Origin of the sequence: Macrococcoides bohemicum (assembly GCF_003259675.1) — a bacterium.
Taxonomy (GTDB): domain Bacteria; phylum Bacillota; class Bacilli; order Staphylococcales; family Staphylococcaceae; genus Macrococcoides; species Macrococcoides bohemicum.
On record NZ_PZJG01000006.1, the window covers coordinates 111607 to 132395 of the forward strand.

Consider the following 20789-nt stretch of genomic DNA (forward strand, 5'->3'; position numbering starts at 1 on the left):
TTTTTCTGTCAAAATTGCATAATATATAGATTATTGTAAAATAAATAGTAACTATGCAAAATAAAAAGGGTAGGGATATGGATGACGACAGTAAATATTGCGAAAAACATAAATGATATAACTTTACAATTACAAATGGCAAATCGTCACGGATTGATAGCTGGTGCAACGGGTACAGGGAAAACTGTAACATTAAAAGTTTTAGCAGAACAATTTTCAAAGTCAGGTGTACCGGTGTTTTTGGCAGATATTAAAGGGGACTTGGCAAGTATCGCTGAACCGATGACATTAAATGAAAAAATTGAACAACGATTAAAAGACTTAAATATTACAGATTACCAGCCGAGAAGTTATCCTGTTCGTTTGTGGGATATATTTGGCGTTGATGGCGCACCAGTTAGAGCAACAATCTCTGAAATGGGACCGATGCTTTTAGCGCGTTTATTAGAATTAAACGATACGCAATCTGGTATTTTAGATATCGCATTTAAAATTAGTGATGACAATGGGTTATTGCTATTAGACTTAAAAGACTTACAATCTTTACTGAAAGAAATGGCGGATAATGCATCTGAATATAGCAGTAAATATGGAAATATTACAAAACAATCAGTGGGAGCGATTCAACGTAAACTGTTATCATTTGAATCACAAGGTGCTGAGAACTTTTTCGGTGAACCTGCTTTAAGCTTAACTGATTTTATGGAAGTAAGTCCTGACGGTGAAGGCATTATCAATGTGCTTATGGCGAATAACTTATTTACAAAACCCGTACTTTATTCAACTTTCCTTTTGTGGTTATTAACAGAATTGTTTGAGGAATTACCTGAAGTTGGTGATCTAGATAAACCGAAACTTGTATTTTTCTTTGATGAAGCACATTTACTATTTAAAGATGCACCAGCATCATTTGTTACGCAAGTTGAACAGGTCGTTCGTCTTGTACGATCTAAAGGTGTAGGGGTGTATTTCATTACTCAAAATCCAGTAGATTTACCTGATGAAGTGTTAGGACAACTTGGTAACCGTATACAGCATGCATTACGTTCATTTACACCACGAGATCAGAAAGCAGTGAAAAGTGCTTCTGAAACATTCAGACAAAATCCGGAACTGGATGTGGCGGCTGTAATCGGTGAATTAAAGACAGGTGAAGCATTAATATCATGTTTAAATGAAGAAGGTCAACCTAGCATTGTAGAACGTGCCTTTATACGACCACCTGAAAGTAAGATAGGCGTTATCGATAGTACCGTTAAACAAACTGTACTTACAGAAAATCCTTATCAAGCGAAATACGGCACAGCAATCGACCGAGAAAGTGCATATGAATTGTTACAGGAAAAGTTTGCGCAATTAGAAGTTGAAAAGGAAAAGGCAGCTGAAGCAAAATTACAAGATAAAACTGTAAAAGCTGAAAAAAGAAAACCAAAATCAGAATTACAAAAAGTTGCGACAAGTGTACTTACTAGTGTAGGTCGACAAATCGGTCGTGAAATTGTACGAAATATATTCGGCGGGAGAAAACGATAATGAAAAGTGGATGGATTTATATTGTACTCATCGCAATTAATATTTCATTGGTGATTGTATTGATGACACCTACTGTCCAGAATAACGAAATATTTATTAAAGGTGTACAAGTATGTATCGTGATTGTAACATTTATTCTATTTAGAATGTATTTGAAAGACCGTGGATTTTTAAAAGAGAAGAAATAGGTGGTGTGCTTTTTGAGAAAAAGAGCGAGAATTATTTATAATCCAACTTCAGGACGAGAATTATTTAAGAAGTCATTGGCTGATGTATTAATTAAGCTAGAAGATGCAGGGTATGAAACGAGTGCCTATGCAACAAAAGCAGAAGGTGATGCGATACAAGCGGCGCGACAAGCTGTAGAAGATCGCTTTGATCTTATTATTGCGTCGGGTGGTGACGGGACGATTAATGAAGTAATAAACGGTATTGCTGAACAGGAATATCGACCGAATATTGGTGTAATACCGATGGGTACAGTAAATGATTTCGGTAGAGCATTGCTCATTCCGAAAGATATTTTACAAGCAGTAGATGTGATTATAGAAGGAAACACTGTACCGGTTGATGTAGGTAAGATGAACAATCGTTATTTTATCAACATTGCAGGTGGTGGTAAGATTACTGAAGTAAGTTATGAAGCGCCGAGCAAACTTAAGACTGTGCTAGGGCCTTTAGCATACTATATTAAAGGTTTAGAGATGTTGCCGGAAATAAAGGCGACGGATATTCGTATTGAATATGACGGTAAGGTATTTAGTGGTGAAGTGATGTTATTTTTAATCGGATTGACGAACTCTGTAGGTGGATTTGAAAAGTTAGTACCGAACGCATCGATAAATGATGGATACTTTACTTTATTATTTTTAGAAAAAGTAAATTTTGCTGAATTCGGACATGTATTCTCACTTGCTTCACGTGGGGATCACATTAAACATCCGAAAGTACATTATATAAAAGCGAAAGATATAAAAGTATCGTCTTTTGAAAAAGTACAGCTCAATGTTGACGGTGAGTTTGGTGGGATACTACCGGCGCATTTTGTGAATTTAGAAAGACATATCAATGTATATAGTCAGTTAGATAAATTACATCCAGATAAAGAAAATGAGATTATCATTCAATATAAGCAAGACCTTGAAAAGGAATAATAAAAACTGCTTTCTCAATGCGAGAAAGCAGTTTTTATTTAAATTTCATCTGTAAACGATTCTAATAATTCATCGTATTCGAAATTACGATGTGAAGGATAAAGACTTAGTCCACCATCCGCCACAATCGTTTGACCTGTAATATATTTACTCTCCTTGCTGGCTAAAAATGCTGCTACACTAGCAATTTCTTCTGGTTCGGCAACATAGCCCATAGGGACAAATAAATCAGCATCACGTTTCGCTTCAGGTGTTTTAAAGTTCTCAGCATTTATCGGTGTATTGATGCTGCCAGGGGCGATATTATTAATACGAATTTGAACGCGCGCATATTCTAACGCTAAACTTTGCGTCATCAATTTTACGCCACCTTTACTTGCACTATAGTGTGCGTAATGTGGCCATGGAATGATTTCATGAACACTTGAAATATTAATGATACTGCCTTTAAATTTGCGATCCATAAAATGCTTTAGCGCCAGTTGACAACCGATAAATGTACCACGAAGATTAACATCAATTACTTTATCAAACTCATCAATGGGCATCGTATGGCTTGGTATATCAGACTGAATACCAGCATTATTTACCATAATATGAAATGCACCGAAATGATCGATTGTCTGCTTTACCAGACTTTCCATTTCATTTTTATTTGTAGTATCTGCTCTTATTGCAAGTGCATCGACACCAATCTCTTTTACGATATTGACAAGTTCATTTGCTTCAACTTCGCGAGAACGATAGTTGATAACTACGTTGATGCCTTCTTTTGCAAAGCGTATGGCTGTTGCTCTTCCTATACCTGATGCCCCGCCAGTAATAATAGCCACTTTTCCTGTTAAATCTTTATACATAAAGTCACTCCCTTTTTGATTCAATACCCGTAATTTACAAGATTAATCTATGATAGAAAAAATGACATTCTATTTAATTTCTAATAAAATAAATGTGAAAGGTGGCGCACATATGTATAGATTATCGATATTAGCAACGACAGATACACATAGTCATATTAGTTTATATGATTATTTTTTAGAAAGTGATCTGAAAATTAACGGATTAATTCTTGCTGGCAGTAAGATTGAAGCGATTAAAGCAGCTAATGAAAAGATTGATGTTGCAACAGTTGTTGTAGATAACGGTGATATACTGCAAGGAAATATTATGGCAGATTATGCAGCAGAAATGCGTCCGTCAATTCATCCTGCAATCAATATGATGAATGAGATAGGCTATGATGCTGGCACTTTAGGTAACCATGAATTTAATTATGGACTTGAATATTTAGATAAAGCCAATCGTCAGGCATTGTTTCCATTAATCAATTGTAATGTGAAATATATTAATGGTGACTTCGTTGTTGCGCCTTTTCATATCGTTGAAAAGTCATATAAAGATGGAACAACGGTAAAAATCGGTATAACAGGTGTCGTACCTGAGCAAATTATGAAATGGGATGAAGACCATTTAACGGATCGTGTAATTGTTGAAGATATGTATGACGCATTGTATCAATATAGCAATCAGTTAAAAGCATTTGGATGTGATGTTGTCATCGCATTAATGCATACAGGGTTAGATCAAGAACAATTAGAAAATATGAAAGGCATTGAAAATCAGGTATATCGCTTGGCACAGATTGAGGCAGTCGATGCGTTTGTGTTCGGTCATACACATCAGCAATTTCCTGGATCTGACTATGTGAATATTCCAGATGTCGATAATGAGAATGGGCGTGTATTTCACGCTTATGGTGTCCAGCCTGTATGTTTTGCAAGCCATCTTGGAAGAATAGACCTTGCGCTCGAGAAAACAGAACAAGGCTTTAAGATTGTGAACGGTAAAAGTAACGTTATCGAATTAAAATCAAGTGATGTGGAGATTAATACACATTTTATAGATGTAAATCAAACTGCGCATCAGGGTGTGTTAGATTACATAAAACAACCCATTGGCATGACTGAGCGCCATCACGATAGTTATTTTGCGCAAGTTGGTACGAGCACTGTGGTAGAAGTAATAGCTAAAGCAGGTAAATATGCAATTGAACAAATGATTGGCAATCATCAACTCAAACTAGCAAGTACAAATATTATATCAACAAGTGCACCAATTAAAGCTGGAAGAGATGGGGTAAATGATTATATCGAAATTGACAGTGGTGAACTAACACTTAAAGATGCAATTAATATTTATCGCTTTCCAAATAAGATGTCAGCCGTAAATGTTTCTGGTCGCATCTTACGAGAGTGGGTCGAATGGAGCGTATCTTGTTTTAATACAACAGATAGTGAATATATGCTTAAAGATAATAAATCAACATCACCTGGATTTCCAAGTTATAACATGGATATCTTCTATGATTTAAACTATTGTATAGACTTATCACGAGAAGCACGGTACAGTAGTGTAGGTGAGAAAATAAATGACACGTATCGTATTAAAGATTTAACCTATTTAAATCAACCTGTAACTGATGAACAGCAATTTACAGTGCTAACGACAGATTATCGTACAAACTTTTGTCCAATATTAAATGATGCCTCAGTGACTAAGATACAATTAGAAGATATTGAAATTAGACAAATTATTATTGATTATATAAAAAGATTTGGGGTTGATTTTCAACCAACAAGACCATTTACGTTTTTACAGGATGGCATATATAAATTTAAATCAAGTCCAAAAGGATCAGCATATTTGCAACCAGGGATTACGCCAACAGAAACATACGACGATGACTATTTAATTTACGAACTTAATACAGCATTAACATAAGGATAAGACGATACCTTAGTAACACATTCGAAATCATTGTGTCTTATCAATATTTTGAAATAAAATATTAGGAGAAAATATGAAACAAATTAAATTTAACAAAAATGACGAATTACAAGGGACAGTAGTAGACTTAACGCATGAAGGATCTGGTGTTGTTAAGATTGACGATTATCCATTTTTCGTTGAAGGCGCATTACCAGGAGAAGACGTGACGATTAAAGTGATGAAAGTCGGTAAGACATTTGGATTTGCACGTCTTGTTTCAGTACAGACGGAAAGCCCGGACCGTGTAGCGGAAAAAGATATTGTTGGTCGACAAATTGGAACGATGACATTACAACATTTATCGTATCCAGCTCAATTAAAGTTCAAACAGCATTTAGTAGAAAGCGCGTTTGAACGATTAGGTAAGTTTAAAGGTGTAAAAGTAGCTGAAACTGTAGGGATGGAAGTACCTTATGAATACCGAAATAAAGCACAGATTCCAGTAAGAACTGTTAATGGCATGCTTGAGACAGGATTCTTCAGAAAGAATAGTCATCAGCTTGTACCTGTTGAGAATTTCTATATTCAGCATAAAGACATCGATGCAGCGATTGTGAAAGTAAGAGATATATTACGTAAATATGATATTGTGCCATATAATGAGCGTAACCATAACGGTGAAATCCGTCATATCGTAGTGAAACGTGGCCATTATACAGGACAATTAATGATTATATTAGTGACGAATAAAAAACGTCTGCAAAATATCGAATCAATTACACATGATATCGTGAATGAAATCGAAAATGTTGAAAGTGTTGTATTAAACTTTAATAACCAAGAAGGTAACGTGATATTAGGCCGTAACAATACAGTACTACATGGTACACCCTACTATACTGATAAGATGTTAGGACTAGAATTCAGAGTATCGCCAAACTCATTCTTCCAGGTGAATACACCACAAGCAGAAGTATTGTATCAATTAGCTTTAGAAGCAGCAGATTTAAATGGTACTGAAACAGTGTTGGACGCATATTGTGGTATAGGGACGATTTCTTTAGCATTAGCACAGCAGGCGAAACAGGTCTATGCGATGGAAATTGTGCATGAATCTATTAAGATGGCGAAACAGAACGCTAAGATGAATGGCATTGATAATGTACATTTTGAGACAGGCGCAGCAGATGAAATCCTACCGAAGTGGAGCGAGGAAGGCGTTAAGTTTGATGTAGCAGTAGTCGATCCACCACGAAAAGGATTAGACGATGACTTTATTCAGACATTAATTGCACAAAATCCTAAAAAGATCGTCTATGTCAGCTGTAACCCATCAACATGTGCGCGTGACTGCCGTAAATTTGCAGACGCAGGATACAAGTTAGAAACGGTAAAACCAGTCGACTTATTCCCGCAAACAGCACATACTGAGGTCGTAGTTAGACTTACGAAGTAAGTCTTATGGAGACCCATGCAAGGCTTGCCCAAGAAGACGAGGCAACGCCGAAGTATGATTGGCAGCAAGCTACTGACGAGGTCGTAGTTAGACTTACGAAGTAAGTACTTGATTTTTGAAAGCTCTGGAAACAGGGCTTTTTTTGTTGAAAGTTTTTTATAGCACGATTTTAGATGAAGTTGTTCCGATTTTACAGGAACGTGGTGTCTTCCATAAAGATTATGAGGGAAATACGTTGAGAGAACATTTAGGTGTACCATATCAATATGGTTTAGATGCGAGACTGAAATAAATATAGTTATTAAAGCACAGACTTTTGTAGTCTGTGTTTTTTGTTATGTGGTTGTTTTCGCAAGCGGTAGTATTAATGAAATACAATCATTTCCACACGGAAGTATCCTGAATTATCTTCTCCCGCACTTTTCATATATAATTAAAGTACAAGAAAACTAAAGAAGTGATAATATGGAGAGAAGAATCATTCACATCGATATGGATGCTTTCTATGCACAAGTTGAGCAGCGGGATAATCCTGACCTAAAAGGTAAACCTGTCATTGTTGGTGGCAAGAGTCGTAATCGTGGTGTTGTGGCAACGGCGAGTTACGAAGCGCGTAAATTTGGTGTGCATAGTGCGATGCCTACTGCTCGTGCACATCAGTTGTGCCCAGACGGCTATTATGTGAGTCCTAGATTTGATGTATATAAAGAAGTGTCGAGTCAAATTATGTCGATATTTAAAGGCTACACTGATATTGTACAACCGGTATCACTAGATGAAGCGTATTTAGATATAACACATCTTGTACGTAAAGATCTTGGTGCAAGTCAAATTGCAGCTTTTATTAAAAGAGATATTCTGACAGCTACAAATCTTACGTGTTCAGCTGGTGTTTCTTATAATAAATTTTTAGCAAAGATTGCTTCCGGCATGAATAAGCCGAATGGTTTAACGGTTATCCATTACGGAAATGTTGAACAAATATTAGCTGAACTTCCCATCGGTGAATTTCCTGGTGTAGGGAAAGTGACAGAGGAGGAGATGCAAAGACTTAAGATAATGAACGGCAAAGATTTACGTGATAAATCTGAACTTGAATTAATTGAATTATTCGGTAAGAAAGGTAGTAGTTTATATCAAAAAGCTCGTGGTATTGGTTCTGACATAATAAATATGGACCGAGTAAGAAAATCAATTGGTAAGGAATCAACATTTTCTCATGATGTTCAGGATGAAGTATTTATATTACAGACAATGCGTACGCACTCAGAAAAAGTGGCATTGAAACTTCAGGATTTAAATAAAGTAAGTGATACGATTACCGTCAAAATAAAAACTAGTGACTTTGAATCACATACAAAACAAACAAAAATATTAGACTTTACAGATCAAGCTGATACCATTTATAATACAGCTGTGTTATTATATACTGACCTTAAAGAGGAGTTTAACAATATACGGTTAGTAGGCGTCTCTGTGGGTAATTTAAAAAATAAAGTGTATGAAAATCTTACGATATATGATTTTCTTTAGAAATGAGGAAGTATTATGAAATTTAAATTTGCAATCATTGGTATAACTGCACTTCTCATTATGATGTATATTATGGAAACGGTAGAACACGGCTTTAAAGTGTTACCGCTTATCGGTATTATTTTAGTCGCAGGATTTTTATTCTGGATTGATCATAAATTAGAACGACCAGTGAACCGTCATAACATTAAAAAGACTATAAAGAATAACACGACTACACATAAGAAGTAGTCGTGTTTTTTTATATCGATTGATAAAAGGCGATCATCTGCTGTAATTTATCGTCGTTCATAATTGTAATATCGTGCCCTAAAGCAATTTTATTACGGGCGACCCCTTCTTTTTTAGAGGGTTTATCAGACTTTTGTCTTCCTCTGATTAATATGTCTGCCTGCTCGATTTCATCTGTATAACTACCACCGTTATCAACGATATATTGCACAATATGTTTTCTTTTTTTATGAAGTGTTCCTGTAATTGCAATTTGTTTATCGTAAAAAGGATGGCTCTTGTCAATTACTGCTGTAGTAGATTTTATACTGCTTAGTTCGCGATGATAGCGTGACATGCTTTGGTTTTTCGTAGTAGTCGAAATGCTTTTAATATATTTTTTTCGGCGTTTCGTTGAAAAGTATTCTTCGAGGTCTGTATAATGTTTCAGCAATCTGACTGTAATCATAGCACATGCCTTAGCGTCATTTAATGCATGGTGATGCCCGTGGAAATCCAGTTTATAATAGGCCATCATATTCTTTAAACTATAACTATGATTCTTTATCGTATCTCTCGCCATAATGACCGAACAGAAATATGGTAGTTTTGGCATATCGAAATGATATTTATTTATAGAGGCATGTAATACTTTCATGTCAAATTGCGCGAAATGTGCCACAACCGGAAGTTCACCGATAAAATCGAGCATATATGGATAAACATGTTTAAAGGTTGGTGCGTCCTGAACGTCATCTGCGTGTATACCGTGTACCTGAATGTTAGATGCGCTAAAATATGTTTCAGGATTTACTAATGTGTAAAAGGTTTCAGTCATCATATTATCGATTACTTTTACCATACCGACGCTACAAATTGAAGCAGGATTACCATTAGCTGTTTCAAAATCTAATGCTATAAATGAATTCATTGTTAGCTCCTTTTTACATCACATTGTACAATTTTATTAAAATATATATTTTTTTAAAAAATAGGGAATACAATTAATAATATGACTGAATATTACAATATATTTAAGTTAAAAAGCAATTTTAAAACAATTTTTATTTAATCAGGGAGGAAAAAATGAGGAAAGTTTTTAAAATTAGTAGTGCATTTATAGGCGTTATTGTAGGTGCGGGATTTGCATCAGGTCAGGAAATATTGCAATACTTCACTAGCTTTGGAACTATGGGAATATTAGGAGGAATTGTATCAACTATTTTATTTAGTTATATCGGTATGGTGCTTGTATGGGCAGGTAGTAAAACAAATGCTGATGACCACAAGATTGTGATAAAAAAATTCACAAATTATCCTGTTATAGGAAGGATTTTGTCATGGATAATCGATATAGTTCTTATCATTACATTATTTAGTTTTGGAGTTGTAATGTTAGCAGGGGCAGGATCTAACTTAGAACAACAATTTGGAATCCCATCATTATATGGTACAGCTTTAATGGCAATAGTTGTAATTATTGCTGGAATGCTAAAAATTGATTTTATTGTTAAGATTATTGGTTACGTTACACCATTTCTAGTCTTAATGATTTTAGTAATTTCAGTATATTGTGTTATTACATTAGATACACCATATGGAACTTTAGATAAAGTAGCTACAAGTGTTCAATCACCGTTTCCTCATTGGATTATAGCTGGTGCTAATTATGTTTCAATGAATATTGGATTAGGTGCAGCTATGGCAATCGTTATAGGTGGTGCAGAAAATAATAAAAGAGCCGCAGCTATCGGAGGATTATTGGGGGGATTAGTACTTGGAATATTAATTATTTTAAGTCATTTAGCAATCTTTGCTAAAATTGAAGTCGTAAAAGATTTACCACTACCTATGTTAGGTATTGTAAATGAAATTTCGCCGATTTTAGGAATTGTAATGTCAGTAATTATTTTCGTTATGATATTTAATACGGCATTAAGTATGTTTTATTCATTTTCAGCTAGATTTACAATTGTGGATACTAAAAGTTTTAAAATATTTTATATTATTTCAACACTTGCCGGATTCGGATTAAGTTTTGTAGGTTTCACAAAGCTCGTAAATAAAGTCTATCCGATATTAGGAAATTTAAATTATCTATTGATATTAGTAATCTTAATTGCACCAATAAAATTTCATTTTGATAATAAGAAAAACTATATTGAAAGATAAAGAAGAGAAACGAGAATTTTTATATCTCGTTTCTCTTCTTAATTTCTTTATGTTATCAAAATTAATTTGATGAAGATTATCACAACCACAGCTGTCATTTAAATCACAACTGTTGCACTTACCGGCTTTAGATTTCTTAAAGAACTTATAAAGCGTATAAGTCGCATATCCAAATATTAGAACGAACAGTAATACATTGATAAGTATTGACATAAGCTTTCCTCCTAAAGAAATAATCTGCCGATAATATAAAGCTCACCATCAATGCTACGATAGTACCGATCAAATAAAGGCTAAGTACCACAAGTGCTTGATGTTCTTTAAAGAATACACCAGCAAATAATGCGTATAACAGATTATTCTTCTTCACTAAAGTTACGTTTACCTAATTCTTTCTCATATAAATACAACGCATTTGCATCATCTTTAATACGTCTGATGTAATCGATATGCTTTTTAAACATCGCTTCTTCTTCAACCTGCTCATCTAAGAACCAATTTAAGAACGAGATTGTTGAGAATTCCTTATCATTTTTAGCAAGTTCCGCTAAATTATAAAAGTTTGCAGTCACTTGTTGTTCTTGTACAAGTCCTGCTTCAAAGGTATCTAAAACACTAGAAAATTCTGTCTTCGGTGCAGGGATTTCTGAGAACTTGGCATGTTGATCGCGATCATTTAAATAATTATAGATTTTTGTACCATGAAATCTTTCTTCAGCAGCTTGCTGTTCGTAAAAGTTAGCGAACCCGTCATAACTTTCTTTAGCACAATATGCAGCCATTGCCATGTAAGCATGTGCTGCTGCGAATTCCTCGTTCATCTGTTTATTTAATGCGGCAGTCAATTCTGTTGATAACATCTTTATTCCCTCCATTTTCTAAGATAAATTCATTATAATATAATGTAAAAAGATTAGATAATAATATCCATGGGATGAAGGGGAATGTTTTATAGTCTTTATATTTATTCGTGACAAATATTTATACTAATTATTTATGAAATGATATAATAAATTGTTGAAATCAGGAGGTTACTATGAAAAAATTTGCTGCTAAAAATTTAGCGAAAGCTGCACGACGATTAAGCATTATGGCAGGTAAACGCGGAACAGATTTACCAGGTCAGATTGCGCGTAAAATTGATCCGCAAATATTAAAGAAACTAAGTGCTGAAGTTGATGAAGTGGTCTTTATTTCAGGGACGAACGGGAAGACGACGACAAGTAATTTAATCGGGCATACATTGAAACAAAATAATATTAATATTATTCATAATACAGAAGGTGCCAACATGGCTGCCGGTATTACATCAAGTTTTATCGTACAATCTTCAAAAGATACAAAACTAGCGATTATTGAGATAGATGAAGGATCTATCCCACGAGTACTAAAAGAAATGACACCGACAAAGATGGTGTTTACGAATTTCTTTCGTGATCAGATGGACCGTTTTGGTGAGATAGACATATTAGTAGATAGAATCGCTGACAACATAAAAGGACGAGGCATTGAGCTGATTTTAAACGCAGATGATCCGTTTGTTTCACGCTTAAAGATTGCTAGTAATAAAGTTACATATTATGGTATGAAAGATCATATTCATAACTTTGAAGAAAGTTCAATGATTGAAAGTAAATATTGTCCAAACTGCGGTAAAATGCTGCATTATGATTGGATTCATTATAATCAGATTGGACATTATTCTTGTACGTGTGACTTTAGTCGAAATACACCGAAATATGAAGTTGAAGCATTAACTGAGACACCATTCTTAAATCCGACGATTAACGGACATACATTCAATATGAAGATTGCAGGCGACTTTAACGTGTTCAATATCATTGCAGCTTACGCAGTTTTACGTGAACTCGGATTAAATGACAAATCTATTGAAAAAGGATTTTTAACGTACACAAGCGATAATGGGCGTATGCAAAACTTTGAAAAAGGAAACAAACAAGCCATTATCAATTTAGCGAAGAACCCAGCTGGATTGAATGCGAGCCTATCTGTCGGTGAAAAAATTGAAGGTGAGAAATCCTATTTAATCGCATTAAATGATAATGGTGCAGACGGACGTGATATTTCATGGATTTGGGATGCTGATTTTGAAAAGTTAGCACGTCAAAATATACCTTATATAATGTGTACAGGAAATCGAGCTGAAGAAGTTGCATTGCGATTGAAGTATGCAGAAATTGATGCAGAAATTCATGTGAACCAAAATATTAAAGAAGCAACGCATACAATATTGAAGCGATCTGAGTACACAGTGTGTATTCCAAACTATACGTCTTTAGAACCGATGCATCAGGCATTAAATCAATTCTTTGAAGGAGGTAAAGGAAATGAATAGAGCAATTGAAGTATTTCACTTTATGCCGGATAAGTTGAATTTATATGGAGATATCGGAAATATTATCGCATTGAAACAACGTGCTAAATGGCGTGGGCTGGAAGTAAATGTTACAGATATTAATACGACACAAGGCATTAAGATCAGCGATGGGGATATATTGTTTATCGGTGGAGGGAGTGACCGCGAACAAAAGATTGCTACTGATGATCTGTTCCGTGTTAAAGATGATTTTAAAGCAGCAATCGAAGATGGTATGCCAGCACTAACGATTTGCGGTGGCTATCAATTTTTAGGTGAAAAATATATTACGCCAGATGGCCAGGAATTAAAAGGGCTACATATTTTAGATTTCTATACTGAATCTAAGAAAGACCGTTTAACAGGAAATATCGTGATTGAATCTGAAACATTCGGTCAAATCGTTGGCTTTGAAAATCATGGTGGGAGAACATATCATGATTACAATACATTAGGTAATGTTGTCAGTGGTTATGGTAATAACGACACGGATAAAAAAGAAGGCATTCATTACAAGAATTTATTAGGAACGTATTTACATGGGCCGATTTTACCGAAAAACCATGAGATTACAGATTATCTTCTGAAACAGGCATGTGAGCGTATCGGTATGACATTTCCTGAAGTATTTCTCGATAATAGTGTGGAAGAAGCGGCGAAACAAGTTATTGTAAAGCGATTAATGGAAGACAAGAAATAAAATATAAAATTGTTATGGGGCGATTCTATTGTGGAACCGCCCCATTTCTATTGATTTGGGCCGATTCTATTGTGGAACCGCCCCATTTCTATTGATTTGGGCCGATTCTATACTGAAATCGCCCAACAATCTTGTGACAAATTATCAAACTCTTTTAAAGATGTATTTAAAATATATCTTTTGGGTGTATAATCGACTTATAAGTTTCGGGGAGGGGTTTGTTTGATAGATTATAACGAGAAACCATTTATCGTCATCTGGGAAGTAACACGTGCTTGTGAACTACATTGCCTGCATTGTAGGGCTGAAGCACAAATTGATCGAAATCCATATGAATTAACGACGGATGAAGGTAAAGCATTGGTTGATGATATTGCACAGATGGATGGACCGATGCTTGTATTTACCGGTGGCGATCCTTTGATGAGAGAAGATATTTTCGAATTGTCAGCGTATGCAGTTGAAAAAGGCGTTCGCGTTTCAATGACACCGAGTGCCACACCAAATGTCACGAAAGAAAATATGCAGCGTGCAAAAGATGTCGGTTTATCTCGTTGGGCATTCAGTATTGATGGACCGAACAAACAAATCCACGATCACTTCAGGGGAACAGAAGGTAGCTTTGATTTAACGATGAACGCGATTCAATATTTAAAAGAATTAAAGATGCCATTACAAATTAACACGGTGATTAGTCGTTATAATATCGATTATTTAGAAGAGATGGCTCAGATGGTTGAAGATTTAGGATGTGTACTTTGGTCAGTATTCTTCTTAGTTCCTACGGGTCGCGGACAAGAAAGTGATATGGTCACACCTGCACAACACGAAGAAGTATTTCGTTTCTTAAACAAATTACGTAAGACAGCTTCATTTGGTATTAAGACGACTTCTGCGCAACATTATCGACGCGTCGTACTTCAGGAACAGATTCGGGAAATGAAAAAGGCAGAGACGTTTGATGCAATTAAATATGAAGACAGTTTAACAACAATGGATATAAATACGATTGATGGATTAGGTCGTGCCCCTAAAGGAGTCAACGATGGTAATGGCTTTGTATTTGTATCACATTTAGGACACGTTTATCCGAGTGGACTGCTTCCTGTTTCATGTGGAAATATTCGAGAAAAATCACTTAGTGATATATACGTAAACGCTCCAATATTACAAAATTTGCGTAACCCTGATCTATTCAAAGGTAAATGTGGCATGTGTGAATTCAGATATGTATGTGGGGGTTCAAGAAGTCGTGCGTATGCCATAACAGGAGATTTAATGGAATCGGAGCCTTTCTGTGTATACCAGCCTAAAGCCTGGATACAGCATCAAAGAAAGTTGAAAACAGTTAATTAAGAAAAGTAAAAATCCCTATAAAAAATTGAATGAATAAAAAATTTAAAACTAATCGGAGGAATTTAACATGATTACTAAAGAAATGCTCGTTTCAGATATCGTAAAACAATCGCCTAAATCAGCAGATATTTTTAGAAGTAACCGTATCGACTTTTGCTGTGGGGGTAATATCCCATTATCAGAAGCTATTAACGACAAAAGTAAACCGCTTGATGTATTATTAGAAGAAATTAACGCGTTAGATAATGGTAGTGATGGAACGATTGATGTACAGTATTTAGATAATGCAGCGCTTATCAATTACATTCAAAATAAATATCATAAACCACTTGCAGAAGAATTTAAGAACTTAATGCCTTATGTAACAAAAGTAGCAAAAGTGCATGGTGAACGTCATCCACATCTAATAGAACTTAAAGAACTCACACTGAAGCTACGTGATGAACTATTGGATCACACTAAAGATGAAGATGACATTGTATTTCCACTTGTCATCGAATATACAAACAATCCGACAGATGATTTAAAGACTAAACTAACACCTCATATTGCTGAACTTGAAACAGAACATGACGGTGCAGGTAATATTTTAAAACGCATGCGTGAAATGACATCCGACTTTACTCCGCCGATGGATGCTTGTGGTACATTTAGAGTGGTATACCAACGTCTAGCAATGCTTGAACGTGATACTTTCCAACATGTACATCTGGAAAATAACATATTATTTGAAAGAATTAAATAGATAATCAAACAAAAAGAAACAAGTCGTAATTAGACTTGTTTCTTTTTGTTTGGGTGATCATTCAGTAATCTGTTTATCATCAGCAATTCATAAATGTAATGACTTTTCATTTGATTATCATCAAATTCAGTTAAATGCTTCACACTGTTTTTAAGTAAACTCAGCGAAGGTTTATCGGGATGGTAAGAGCGATCTTTACCGAATGACTCAAAAGCTTTCATTAATTCATTAAGTGCTTTCTTTTCTTCTATTGTCATTTCAAAGGTCGTCCCATTTGGAATGAGTATCATATGATTGATATGCAGTTGAATGAGACGGTTAACATCAAGTCGATGACGTAACTTTGTCAATTCGTACTCAATTTCTAAATTTTTATGAAAATGTAGTTCCTCTTTTTCGTATGCCAGTAAAGTATCAATCTTAGCGATTAATTTATTTGTTTGCTCCATGATTGGCAATGTGCCGCTTAAATCAGCAAGATTAGCATTGATTTCAGTCGAACGCCTTACAAGCATAGACATTAACTTTGCTTCCAATATATCCATAAGACTCGCAATCTGCATATGATACTTTGGTGGTAATACAAAGAAATTGACGACAGTTGCTGTCGTTAAACCGATTGTTGTTGTAGCTAGTCTTGAAAAGAAGTTAAATGCAAAATCCTGATGAATATTAGGAACCATAGCTACTGCAGTAAGACTGGCAACAAGCATGCCATCATATAACTTTAGTTTATAGCATACAAACAAAGTCAGTGTTGCAGCGATACTATAACTTAAAGCACTGTCTCCTAAAAAGTATGTACTCATTACAGCGATAAATGCCCCGAGTATAGAAGCTGGAAATCTGACAAATGCTTTCTTCAAAGAAGCGCGAGCTGTCGGTTCTATCGATACGATTGAAGTAATAACTGCAAATATCGGTGGTAAATTAAAAAATTGACATATTACTGCAGTTAAAAAGGTTGCAAGCCCGGTTTTAATCGTTCGGGCACCGATTAATTTTTTCGTCCATTTTATTTTCATTTCATCATTCCAATTTTTAAAAGTAGTATACTGCTTAATCTTTGTTATAATAAACAGTGACGAATATATGATATGGTTATTAATCAAATTAATCAATACCTTCGTATGAAATTAATTGATATTTAAGCATATCATATGAATAAATTTAAGTGAAAGAAGAGATAAACATGATCGTAACATCAGAAAAAGATTTACAAGGACTTAAAGAAATTGGACGTATTGTAGCACTTATACGTGATGAACTTAAGAAACAGGCGAAACCTGGTATGACAACTAAACAACTTGATAATATTGCCAAAGAATTATTTGAGATGCACAGTGCTAAATCAGCGCCAATCACTGAATATGACTTTCCAGGATACACATGTATTAGCGTAAATGAAGAGGTAGCACATGGTATTCCGGGACCACGTGTTATCAAGGATGGAGATTTAGTAAATGTCGATGTATCTGCATGTAAAGATGGCTATTATGCAGATACAGGTATTTCATTTGTTGTAGGTGAGGTTAATGACCCTATGAAACAAAAAGTAGTGGATTGTGCTGAAATGGCATTTAATGAAGCGATGACGAAGATTAAACCTGGTGCTAAACTAAGTAATATCGGACGTGCAGTAAACGCTACAGCACGTAAAAATGGCTTAACAGTTATTAAAAACCTAACTGGACATGGTATCGGTAAAAGTTTACATGAAGAACCAAAGCATATTATGAATTACTATGATCCAATGGATAAAACTTTGTTAAAAGAAGGTATGGTATTAGCTGTTGAACCTTTCATCTCTTCTAAAGCAACAATTGTTACTGACGGTAAAGATGAGTGGGCATTTGAGACGAAAGATAGAAGTTTTGTCGCACAAATCGAGCATACACTAGTCGTTACAAAAGATGGTCCATTGCTACTTACAAAATTAGAAGATTAATCATACTACTTTAGTTGTAGTCAATAATCATTCCACAGACGCTTATATGTTTGTGGAATTTTTTTTATAATGATGAGACTACGTAACGAATGAGGTATGAATATGCAAAAGATAAAACATTACTTAAATAATACTGTCAAAGCCTGCGTTCAGAACTTTATGTACTTTAGAACGGCATCTGCCTATAAACGATTAGCCGATATTAATGGATTGAAAAACATAAAACAAAATGAAATAAAGTTGTTAACTTCTGAAAAAGAACAACTACAAATTACGCTTGAAACATATGAAATTAAACCGACAGACCATTTAAAGAACAATCGTCAACCTTTAATCAATAAACTTAATACGATTGATAATGATATTGATGAAATTGAATCATTACTGTTAAACTTAGAAGAAGAAAAAAGAAATATACAATATGAAATATTATTATTATCCAATGTAAAATAAAGAGGAAGTGTATATGTGAAACAAATTGTTAGCTCAGAGTTATTAATCATCTTTTTTACATTGATATTGTTATCGAACCTGTATTATATATTCTTTGTGAAAATTGGGATGCTGCTTGTTATTGTTGCAGCAATTGCACTGATTTACTTAAGCCAGAACATGAAAGAAAATCTGCGCGGGCTTATCATATTATGGATTGGACTAATCATGTTGATGTTTGGTTTACTATCTAATCCATATACTTTAATCGTTTTGTTTAGTTTCATTATTATCGTTGCAATCAGATATATCATCTATAAACGTCAGCCGATGAAAGTCATCCAGACAGAAAATAATAAGATGATCATCAATAAACAATCTTTGTTTAGCTTTCAGTCAACGCCAGACAAAGTTTATAAATTTGAAGATATCAATCTGCAACATGCTATCGGTGATTTAAATATTGATTTAAGTCAGGCAGCAAATCTTAAAGCGACCAATATTGTAGTCGTACGCAACATGATTGGTAAAACGACCATTACTGTACCATATCACTATCAGGTTAAAGTGGATTATACAACGATGTATGGCCAACTTAATATTCAGGATGCGTATACTAAGAAGGCACGAAATGAACGATTGGCCTACGAATCAGATGCATATCCTAACAATGTAGTGATCAAACTTTTTGTATCATCTATAGTAGGGGATTTAGAGGTGCTGTACCGATGAATAACTATACGAGAATGATTGGATCTTTATTGATTCTTACCTATAGTCTAGCCGTAATATTTTTCGTGCTAGATCGTATTTTTGTAAATATCATCTACTTTCAAGGTATGTTTTATACACAAATCGTTGGAGTACCGGCTATATTGTTTTTAAATGTTATCGTAATACTCGCCTGTATTATTATGGGTTCGATACTTGCATATCGCCAAAATGAGCAGTACTCAGATATTCAGGAAATGATAACACGTCTTGGTGACGGTGAGAAGATTAAACTGGATAATTTAAATCAAGATTTAGAAGTTATTGAAATCATGAAAACTTTAGAAAATGTAAGTACAATCATCGAAGACGTTAAACGTCAAAATCAGCTTGTAATCAATGATGTTCATACATTAAACGAAGAGACTGTGAAGCAAATTGTAGAAGAGGAGCGTCAGCGACTTGCAAGAGAATTACATGACTCGGTAAGTCAGCAGCTTTTTGCGGCAAGTATGATGCTATCTGCTTTAAAATCAGCAAATCATACTGAACAGATAAGCAAACAACTTAATCTATTAGAGAAGATGCTCCATGAATCACAATTAGAAATGAGAGCATTGCTATTACATTTAAGACCAGTCGGTTTAAAAAACAAAACGTTAGAACAAGGATTAATACAGCTTATTAAAGAATTGAAACAAAAGATACCATTAAATATCAATGCGGATATTGAAGAGATTAAACTTGAAAAAGGTGTAGAAGATCATCTTTTTCGAATTGCTCAGGAGTCAATATCCAATACGTTACGACATGCTAAAGCTGAGCATATTACGATTGAATTATTTAGAGCAGGTAACCGAGTTATATTGAGAGTAACTGACGATGGTTTAGGTTTTGACATTAATCAAGTAGATGATACGAGGTACGGGTTACATACGATGAAAGAAAGAGCCTTAGAGATTGGTGGTACTTGTCACGTTATTTCAGCACCACAGTCAGGCACTCGCATAGAAGTAAAAGTCCCAATCAAGGAGGAATAACATGCGCATTTTATTTGTAGATGACCATGAAATGGTTAGAATCGGTATTTCAAGTTATTTATCCATGCAGGAGAATATCGAAATTGTTGGAGAAGCGAGTAACGGCAAAGAAGGGATTGAAAAGACCTTAACGCTTTCTCCGGATATTGTATTGATGGATATGGTAATGGATGAAATAGATGGTATTGAAGCGACGATGCAAATTAAAGCCAGGATGCCTAAAGTAAAAGTGATTATGCTGACAAGTTTTATCGAAGACAAGGAAGTTTATCGCGCTTTAGATGCTGGTGTAGACAGTTATATTCTTAAAACAAGCAGCGCAGAAGAAATTCGTGATGCGATTTATAAGACATATGCTGGTGAATCAGTATTTGAAAAAGAAGTGATGGCTAAGATGAGATATCGTCTGAATCAAAAAGCTGAACTGCATGAAATGCTTACTGAACGTGAAAAGGAAATCCTTTTACTCATTGCAAAAGGATATTCTAATCAGGAAATCGCTGATGCTAGCCATATTACAATTAAAACAGTTAAGACTCACGTGAGTAATATTTTAAGTAAATTAGAAGTACAGGACAGAACACAGGCGGTCATCTATGCATTCCAGCATGATTTAATTGAATAAAAAGAAGAGTGAAATGCTGTAATAAGCA

23 protein-coding genes and 1 pseudogene are annotated in these 20789 nt (G+C 34.8%); 18 read left to right on the forward strand and 6 right to left on the reverse strand.

The genetic code is table 11. The annotated features are described in order from the left end of the window. The first annotated feature begins 81 nt into the window (after positions 1-81). Genes BHX94_RS10015 through BHX94_RS10025 form a run of 3 tightly spaced genes read left to right on the forward strand, consistent with a single transcriptional unit; the run spans position 82 to position 2687 of the window. The gene (locus BHX94_RS10015; protein WP_111746363.1) at positions 82-1533 is read left to right on the forward strand and encodes a helicase HerA-like domain-containing protein; all 1452 of its coding nucleotides are present in this window, start codon (positions 82-84) and stop codon (positions 1531-1533) included. Continuing rightward, on the forward strand, positions 1533-1721 hold the full coding sequence (locus tag BHX94_RS10020) for a hypothetical protein (RefSeq protein ID WP_111746365.1): 189 nt from the start codon (positions 1533-1535) through the stop codon (positions 1719-1721). Before BHX94_RS10015 ends, BHX94_RS10020 begins: the two co-directional genes overlap by 1 nt. A 12-nt stretch (positions 1722-1733) precedes the next feature. Then, positions 1734-2687 (forward strand): diacylglycerol kinase, encoded by a 954-nt coding sequence (locus BHX94_RS10025; RefSeq protein ID WP_096075915.1) that lies wholly within the window; start codon positions 1734-1736, stop codon positions 2685-2687. Between the two features lie 38 nt (positions 2688-2725). On the opposite strand, the gene BHX94_RS10030 is transcribed toward BHX94_RS10025, so the two are convergent. Next, a complete protein-coding gene (locus BHX94_RS10030; protein WP_111746367.1) occupies positions 2726-3544 on the reverse strand; it encodes a glucose 1-dehydrogenase in 819 nt (272 codons plus the stop codon). A gap of 112 nt (positions 3545-3656) precedes the next feature. Here BHX94_RS10030 and BHX94_RS10035 point away from each other — a divergent pair, with 112 nt between their 5' ends. The 5 genes and pseudogenes from BHX94_RS10035 (at position 3657) to BHX94_RS10050 (ending at position 8676) form a co-directional block, all read left to right on the forward strand. Continuing rightward, positions 3657-5468, forward strand: coding sequence for a 5'-nucleotidase C-terminal domain-containing protein (locus BHX94_RS10035; RefSeq protein WP_170120825.1), 1812 nt, complete (start codon positions 3657-3659; stop codon positions 5466-5468). Between the two features lie 79 nt (positions 5469-5547). Then, the gene (gene rlmD, locus BHX94_RS10040; protein ID WP_111746371.1) at positions 5548-6912 is read left to right on the forward strand and encodes a 23S rRNA (uracil(1939)-C(5))-methyltransferase RlmD; all 1365 of its coding nucleotides are present in this window, start codon (positions 5548-5550) and stop codon (positions 6910-6912) included. Positions 6913-7084: 172 nt separating this feature from the next. Continuing rightward, a pseudogene (locus BHX94_RS12880) lies at positions 7085-7204 on the forward strand (hypothetical protein); the annotation flags it as partial. 173 nt (positions 7205-7377) lie between these two features. Next, positions 7378-8445 (forward strand): DNA polymerase IV, encoded by a 1068-nt coding sequence (gene dinB, locus BHX94_RS10045; RefSeq protein ID WP_111746373.1) that lies wholly within the window; start codon positions 7378-7380, stop codon positions 8443-8445. A 15-nt stretch (positions 8446-8460) separates the two neighbouring features. Next, positions 8461-8676, forward strand: coding sequence for a hypothetical protein (locus BHX94_RS10050; RefSeq protein WP_096075920.1), 216 nt, complete (start codon positions 8461-8463; stop codon positions 8674-8676). Positions 8677-8686: 10 nt separating this feature from the next. On the opposite strand, the gene BHX94_RS13110 is transcribed toward BHX94_RS10050, so the two are convergent. Further along, on the reverse strand, positions 8687-9586 hold the full coding sequence (locus tag BHX94_RS13110; protein WP_111746375.1) for an exonuclease domain-containing protein: 900 nt from the start codon (positions 9584-9586) through the stop codon (positions 8687-8689). A gap of 155 nt (positions 9587-9741) precedes the next feature. Between BHX94_RS13110 and BHX94_RS10060 the strand changes: the two genes are divergently transcribed. After that, positions 9742-10827 (forward strand): YkvI family membrane protein, encoded by a 1086-nt coding sequence (locus BHX94_RS10060; protein WP_111746376.1) that lies wholly within the window; start codon positions 9742-9744, stop codon positions 10825-10827. Here BHX94_RS10060 and BHX94_RS13210 read toward each other — a convergent pair. The 3 genes from BHX94_RS13210 to BHX94_RS10075 are packed head-to-tail and all read right to left on the reverse strand — an operon-like array spanning position 10771 to position 11687. Further along, a complete protein-coding gene (locus BHX94_RS13210) occupies positions 10771-11040 on the reverse strand; it encodes a FeoB-associated Cys-rich membrane protein (RefSeq protein ID WP_111746378.1) in 270 nt (89 codons plus the stop codon). The genes BHX94_RS10060 and BHX94_RS13210 overlap by 57 nt on opposite strands. Next, the gene (locus BHX94_RS10070; RefSeq protein ID WP_111746380.1) at positions 10973-11197 is read right to left on the reverse strand and encodes a hypothetical protein; all 225 of its coding nucleotides are present in this window, start codon (positions 11195-11197) and stop codon (positions 10973-10975) included. The genes BHX94_RS13210 and BHX94_RS10070 overlap by 68 nt, the downstream gene beginning before the upstream one ends. After that, entirely contained in the window at positions 11184-11687 is a 504-nt protein-coding gene (locus tag BHX94_RS10075) for a ferritin (protein ID WP_096075924.1), read from the reverse strand. The genes BHX94_RS10070 and BHX94_RS10075 overlap by 14 nt, the downstream gene beginning before the upstream one ends. A gap of 176 nt (positions 11688-11863) precedes the next feature. Here BHX94_RS10075 and murT point away from each other — a divergent pair, with 176 nt between their 5' ends. The 4 genes from murT (at position 11864) to scdA (ending at position 16005) form a co-directional block, all read left to right on the forward strand. After that, positions 11864-13183, forward strand: coding sequence for a lipid II isoglutaminyl synthase subunit MurT (murT, locus tag BHX94_RS10080; protein ID WP_111746382.1), 1320 nt, complete (start codon positions 11864-11866; stop codon positions 13181-13183). Next, entirely contained in the window at positions 13176-13904 is a 729-nt protein-coding gene (gatD, locus tag BHX94_RS10085) for a lipid II isoglutaminyl synthase subunit GatD (protein WP_111746384.1), read from the forward strand. The genes murT and gatD overlap by 8 nt, the downstream gene beginning before the upstream one ends. Before the next feature lie 222 nt (positions 13905-14126). Continuing rightward, a complete protein-coding gene (locus BHX94_RS10090; protein WP_111746386.1) occupies positions 14127-15260 on the forward strand; it encodes a TIGR04053 family radical SAM/SPASM domain-containing protein in 1134 nt (377 codons plus the stop codon). A gap of 67 nt (positions 15261-15327) precedes the next feature. Continuing rightward, on the forward strand, positions 15328-16005 hold the full coding sequence (gene scdA / locus BHX94_RS10095) for an iron-sulfur cluster repair di-iron protein ScdA (protein ID WP_111746387.1): 678 nt from the start codon (positions 15328-15330) through the stop codon (positions 16003-16005). A 29-nt stretch (positions 16006-16034) separates the two neighbouring features. Here scdA and BHX94_RS10100 read toward each other — a convergent pair whose 3' ends face one another. Continuing rightward, complete coding sequence (locus tag BHX94_RS10100) at positions 16035-17030, reverse strand: FUSC family protein (protein WP_111746389.1); 996 nt, start codon at positions 17028-17030, stop codon at positions 16035-16037. 167 nt (positions 17031-17197) lie between these two features. On the opposite strand from BHX94_RS10100, the gene map reads away from it, so the two are divergent. From map to BHX94_RS10125, 5 genes are all read left to right on the forward strand, one after another. Then, positions 17198-17953 (forward strand): type I methionyl aminopeptidase, encoded by a 756-nt coding sequence (map, locus tag BHX94_RS10105; RefSeq protein ID WP_111746391.1) that lies wholly within the window; start codon positions 17198-17200, stop codon positions 17951-17953. Positions 17954-18055: 102 nt separating this feature from the next. After that, a complete protein-coding gene (locus BHX94_RS10110) occupies positions 18056-18406 on the forward strand; it encodes a hypothetical protein (RefSeq protein WP_111746393.1) in 351 nt (116 codons plus the stop codon). A 15-nt stretch (positions 18407-18421) separates the two neighbouring features. Beyond that, positions 18422-19117, forward strand: coding sequence for a cell wall-active antibiotics response protein LiaF (gene liaF / locus BHX94_RS10115; protein ID WP_111746395.1), 696 nt, complete (start codon positions 18422-18424; stop codon positions 19115-19117). Continuing rightward, a complete protein-coding gene (locus BHX94_RS10120) occupies positions 19114-20136 on the forward strand; it encodes a sensor histidine kinase (RefSeq protein ID WP_111746397.1) in 1023 nt (340 codons plus the stop codon). Before liaF ends, BHX94_RS10120 begins: the two co-directional genes overlap by 4 nt. 1 nt (position 20137) lies before the next feature. Next, on the forward strand, positions 20138-20761 hold the full coding sequence (locus BHX94_RS10125) for a response regulator transcription factor (protein WP_111746399.1): 624 nt from the start codon (positions 20138-20140) through the stop codon (positions 20759-20761). Positions 20762-20789 lie beyond the last annotated feature (28 nt).

Coding starts and splice junctions, on each gene's coding strand:
- BHX94_RS10015 (WP_111746363.1), top strand. CDS start 82: ATGACGACAGTAAATATTGCGAAAAACATAAATGATATAACTTTACAA.
- BHX94_RS10020 (WP_111746365.1), top strand. CDS start 1,533: ATGAAAAGTGGATGGATTTATATTGTACTCATCGCAATTAATATTTCA.
- BHX94_RS10030 (WP_111746367.1), bottom strand. CDS start 3,544: ATGTATAAAGATTTAACAGGAAAAGTGGCTATTATTACTGGCGGGGCA.
- BHX94_RS10035 (WP_170120825.1), top strand. CDS start 3,657: ATGTATAGATTATCGATATTAGCAACGACAGATACACATAGTCATATT.
- rlmD (WP_111746371.1), top strand. CDS start 5,548: ATGAAACAAATTAAATTTAACAAAAATGACGAATTACAAGGGACAGTA.
- dinB (WP_111746373.1), top strand. CDS start 7,378: ATGGAGAGAAGAATCATTCACATCGATATGGATGCTTTCTATGCACAA.
- BHX94_RS10050 (WP_096075920.1), top strand. CDS start 8,461: ATGAAATTTAAATTTGCAATCATTGGTATAACTGCACTTCTCATTATG.
- BHX94_RS13110 (WP_111746375.1), bottom strand. CDS start 9,586: ATGAATTCATTTATAGCATTAGATTTTGAAACAGCTAATGGTAATCCT.
- BHX94_RS10060 (WP_111746376.1), top strand. CDS start 9,742: ATGAGGAAAGTTTTTAAAATTAGTAGTGCATTTATAGGCGTTATTGTA.
- BHX94_RS13210 (WP_111746378.1), bottom strand. CDS start 11,040: ATGTCAATACTTATCAATGTATTACTGTTCGTTCTAATATTTGGATAT.
- BHX94_RS10075 (WP_096075924.1), bottom strand. CDS start 11,687: ATGTTATCAACAGAATTGACTGCCGCATTAAATAAACAGATGAACGAG.
- murT (WP_111746382.1), top strand. CDS start 11,864: ATGAAAAAATTTGCTGCTAAAAATTTAGCGAAAGCTGCACGACGATTA.
- gatD (WP_111746384.1), top strand. CDS start 13,176: ATGAATAGAGCAATTGAAGTATTTCACTTTATGCCGGATAAGTTGAAT.
- scdA (WP_111746387.1), top strand. CDS start 15,328: ATGATTACTAAAGAAATGCTCGTTTCAGATATCGTAAAACAATCGCCT.
- BHX94_RS10100 (WP_111746389.1), bottom strand. CDS start 17,030: ATGAAAATAAAATGGACGAAAAAATTAATCGGTGCCCGAACGATTAAA.
- map (WP_111746391.1), top strand. CDS start 17,198: ATGATCGTAACATCAGAAAAAGATTTACAAGGACTTAAAGAAATTGGA.
- BHX94_RS10110 (WP_111746393.1), top strand. CDS start 18,056: ATGCAAAAGATAAAACATTACTTAAATAATACTGTCAAAGCCTGCGTT.
- BHX94_RS10120 (WP_111746397.1), top strand. CDS start 19,114: ATGAATAACTATACGAGAATGATTGGATCTTTATTGATTCTTACCTAT.
- BHX94_RS10125 (WP_111746399.1), top strand. CDS start 20,138: ATGCGCATTTTATTTGTAGATGACCATGAAATGGTTAGAATCGGTATT.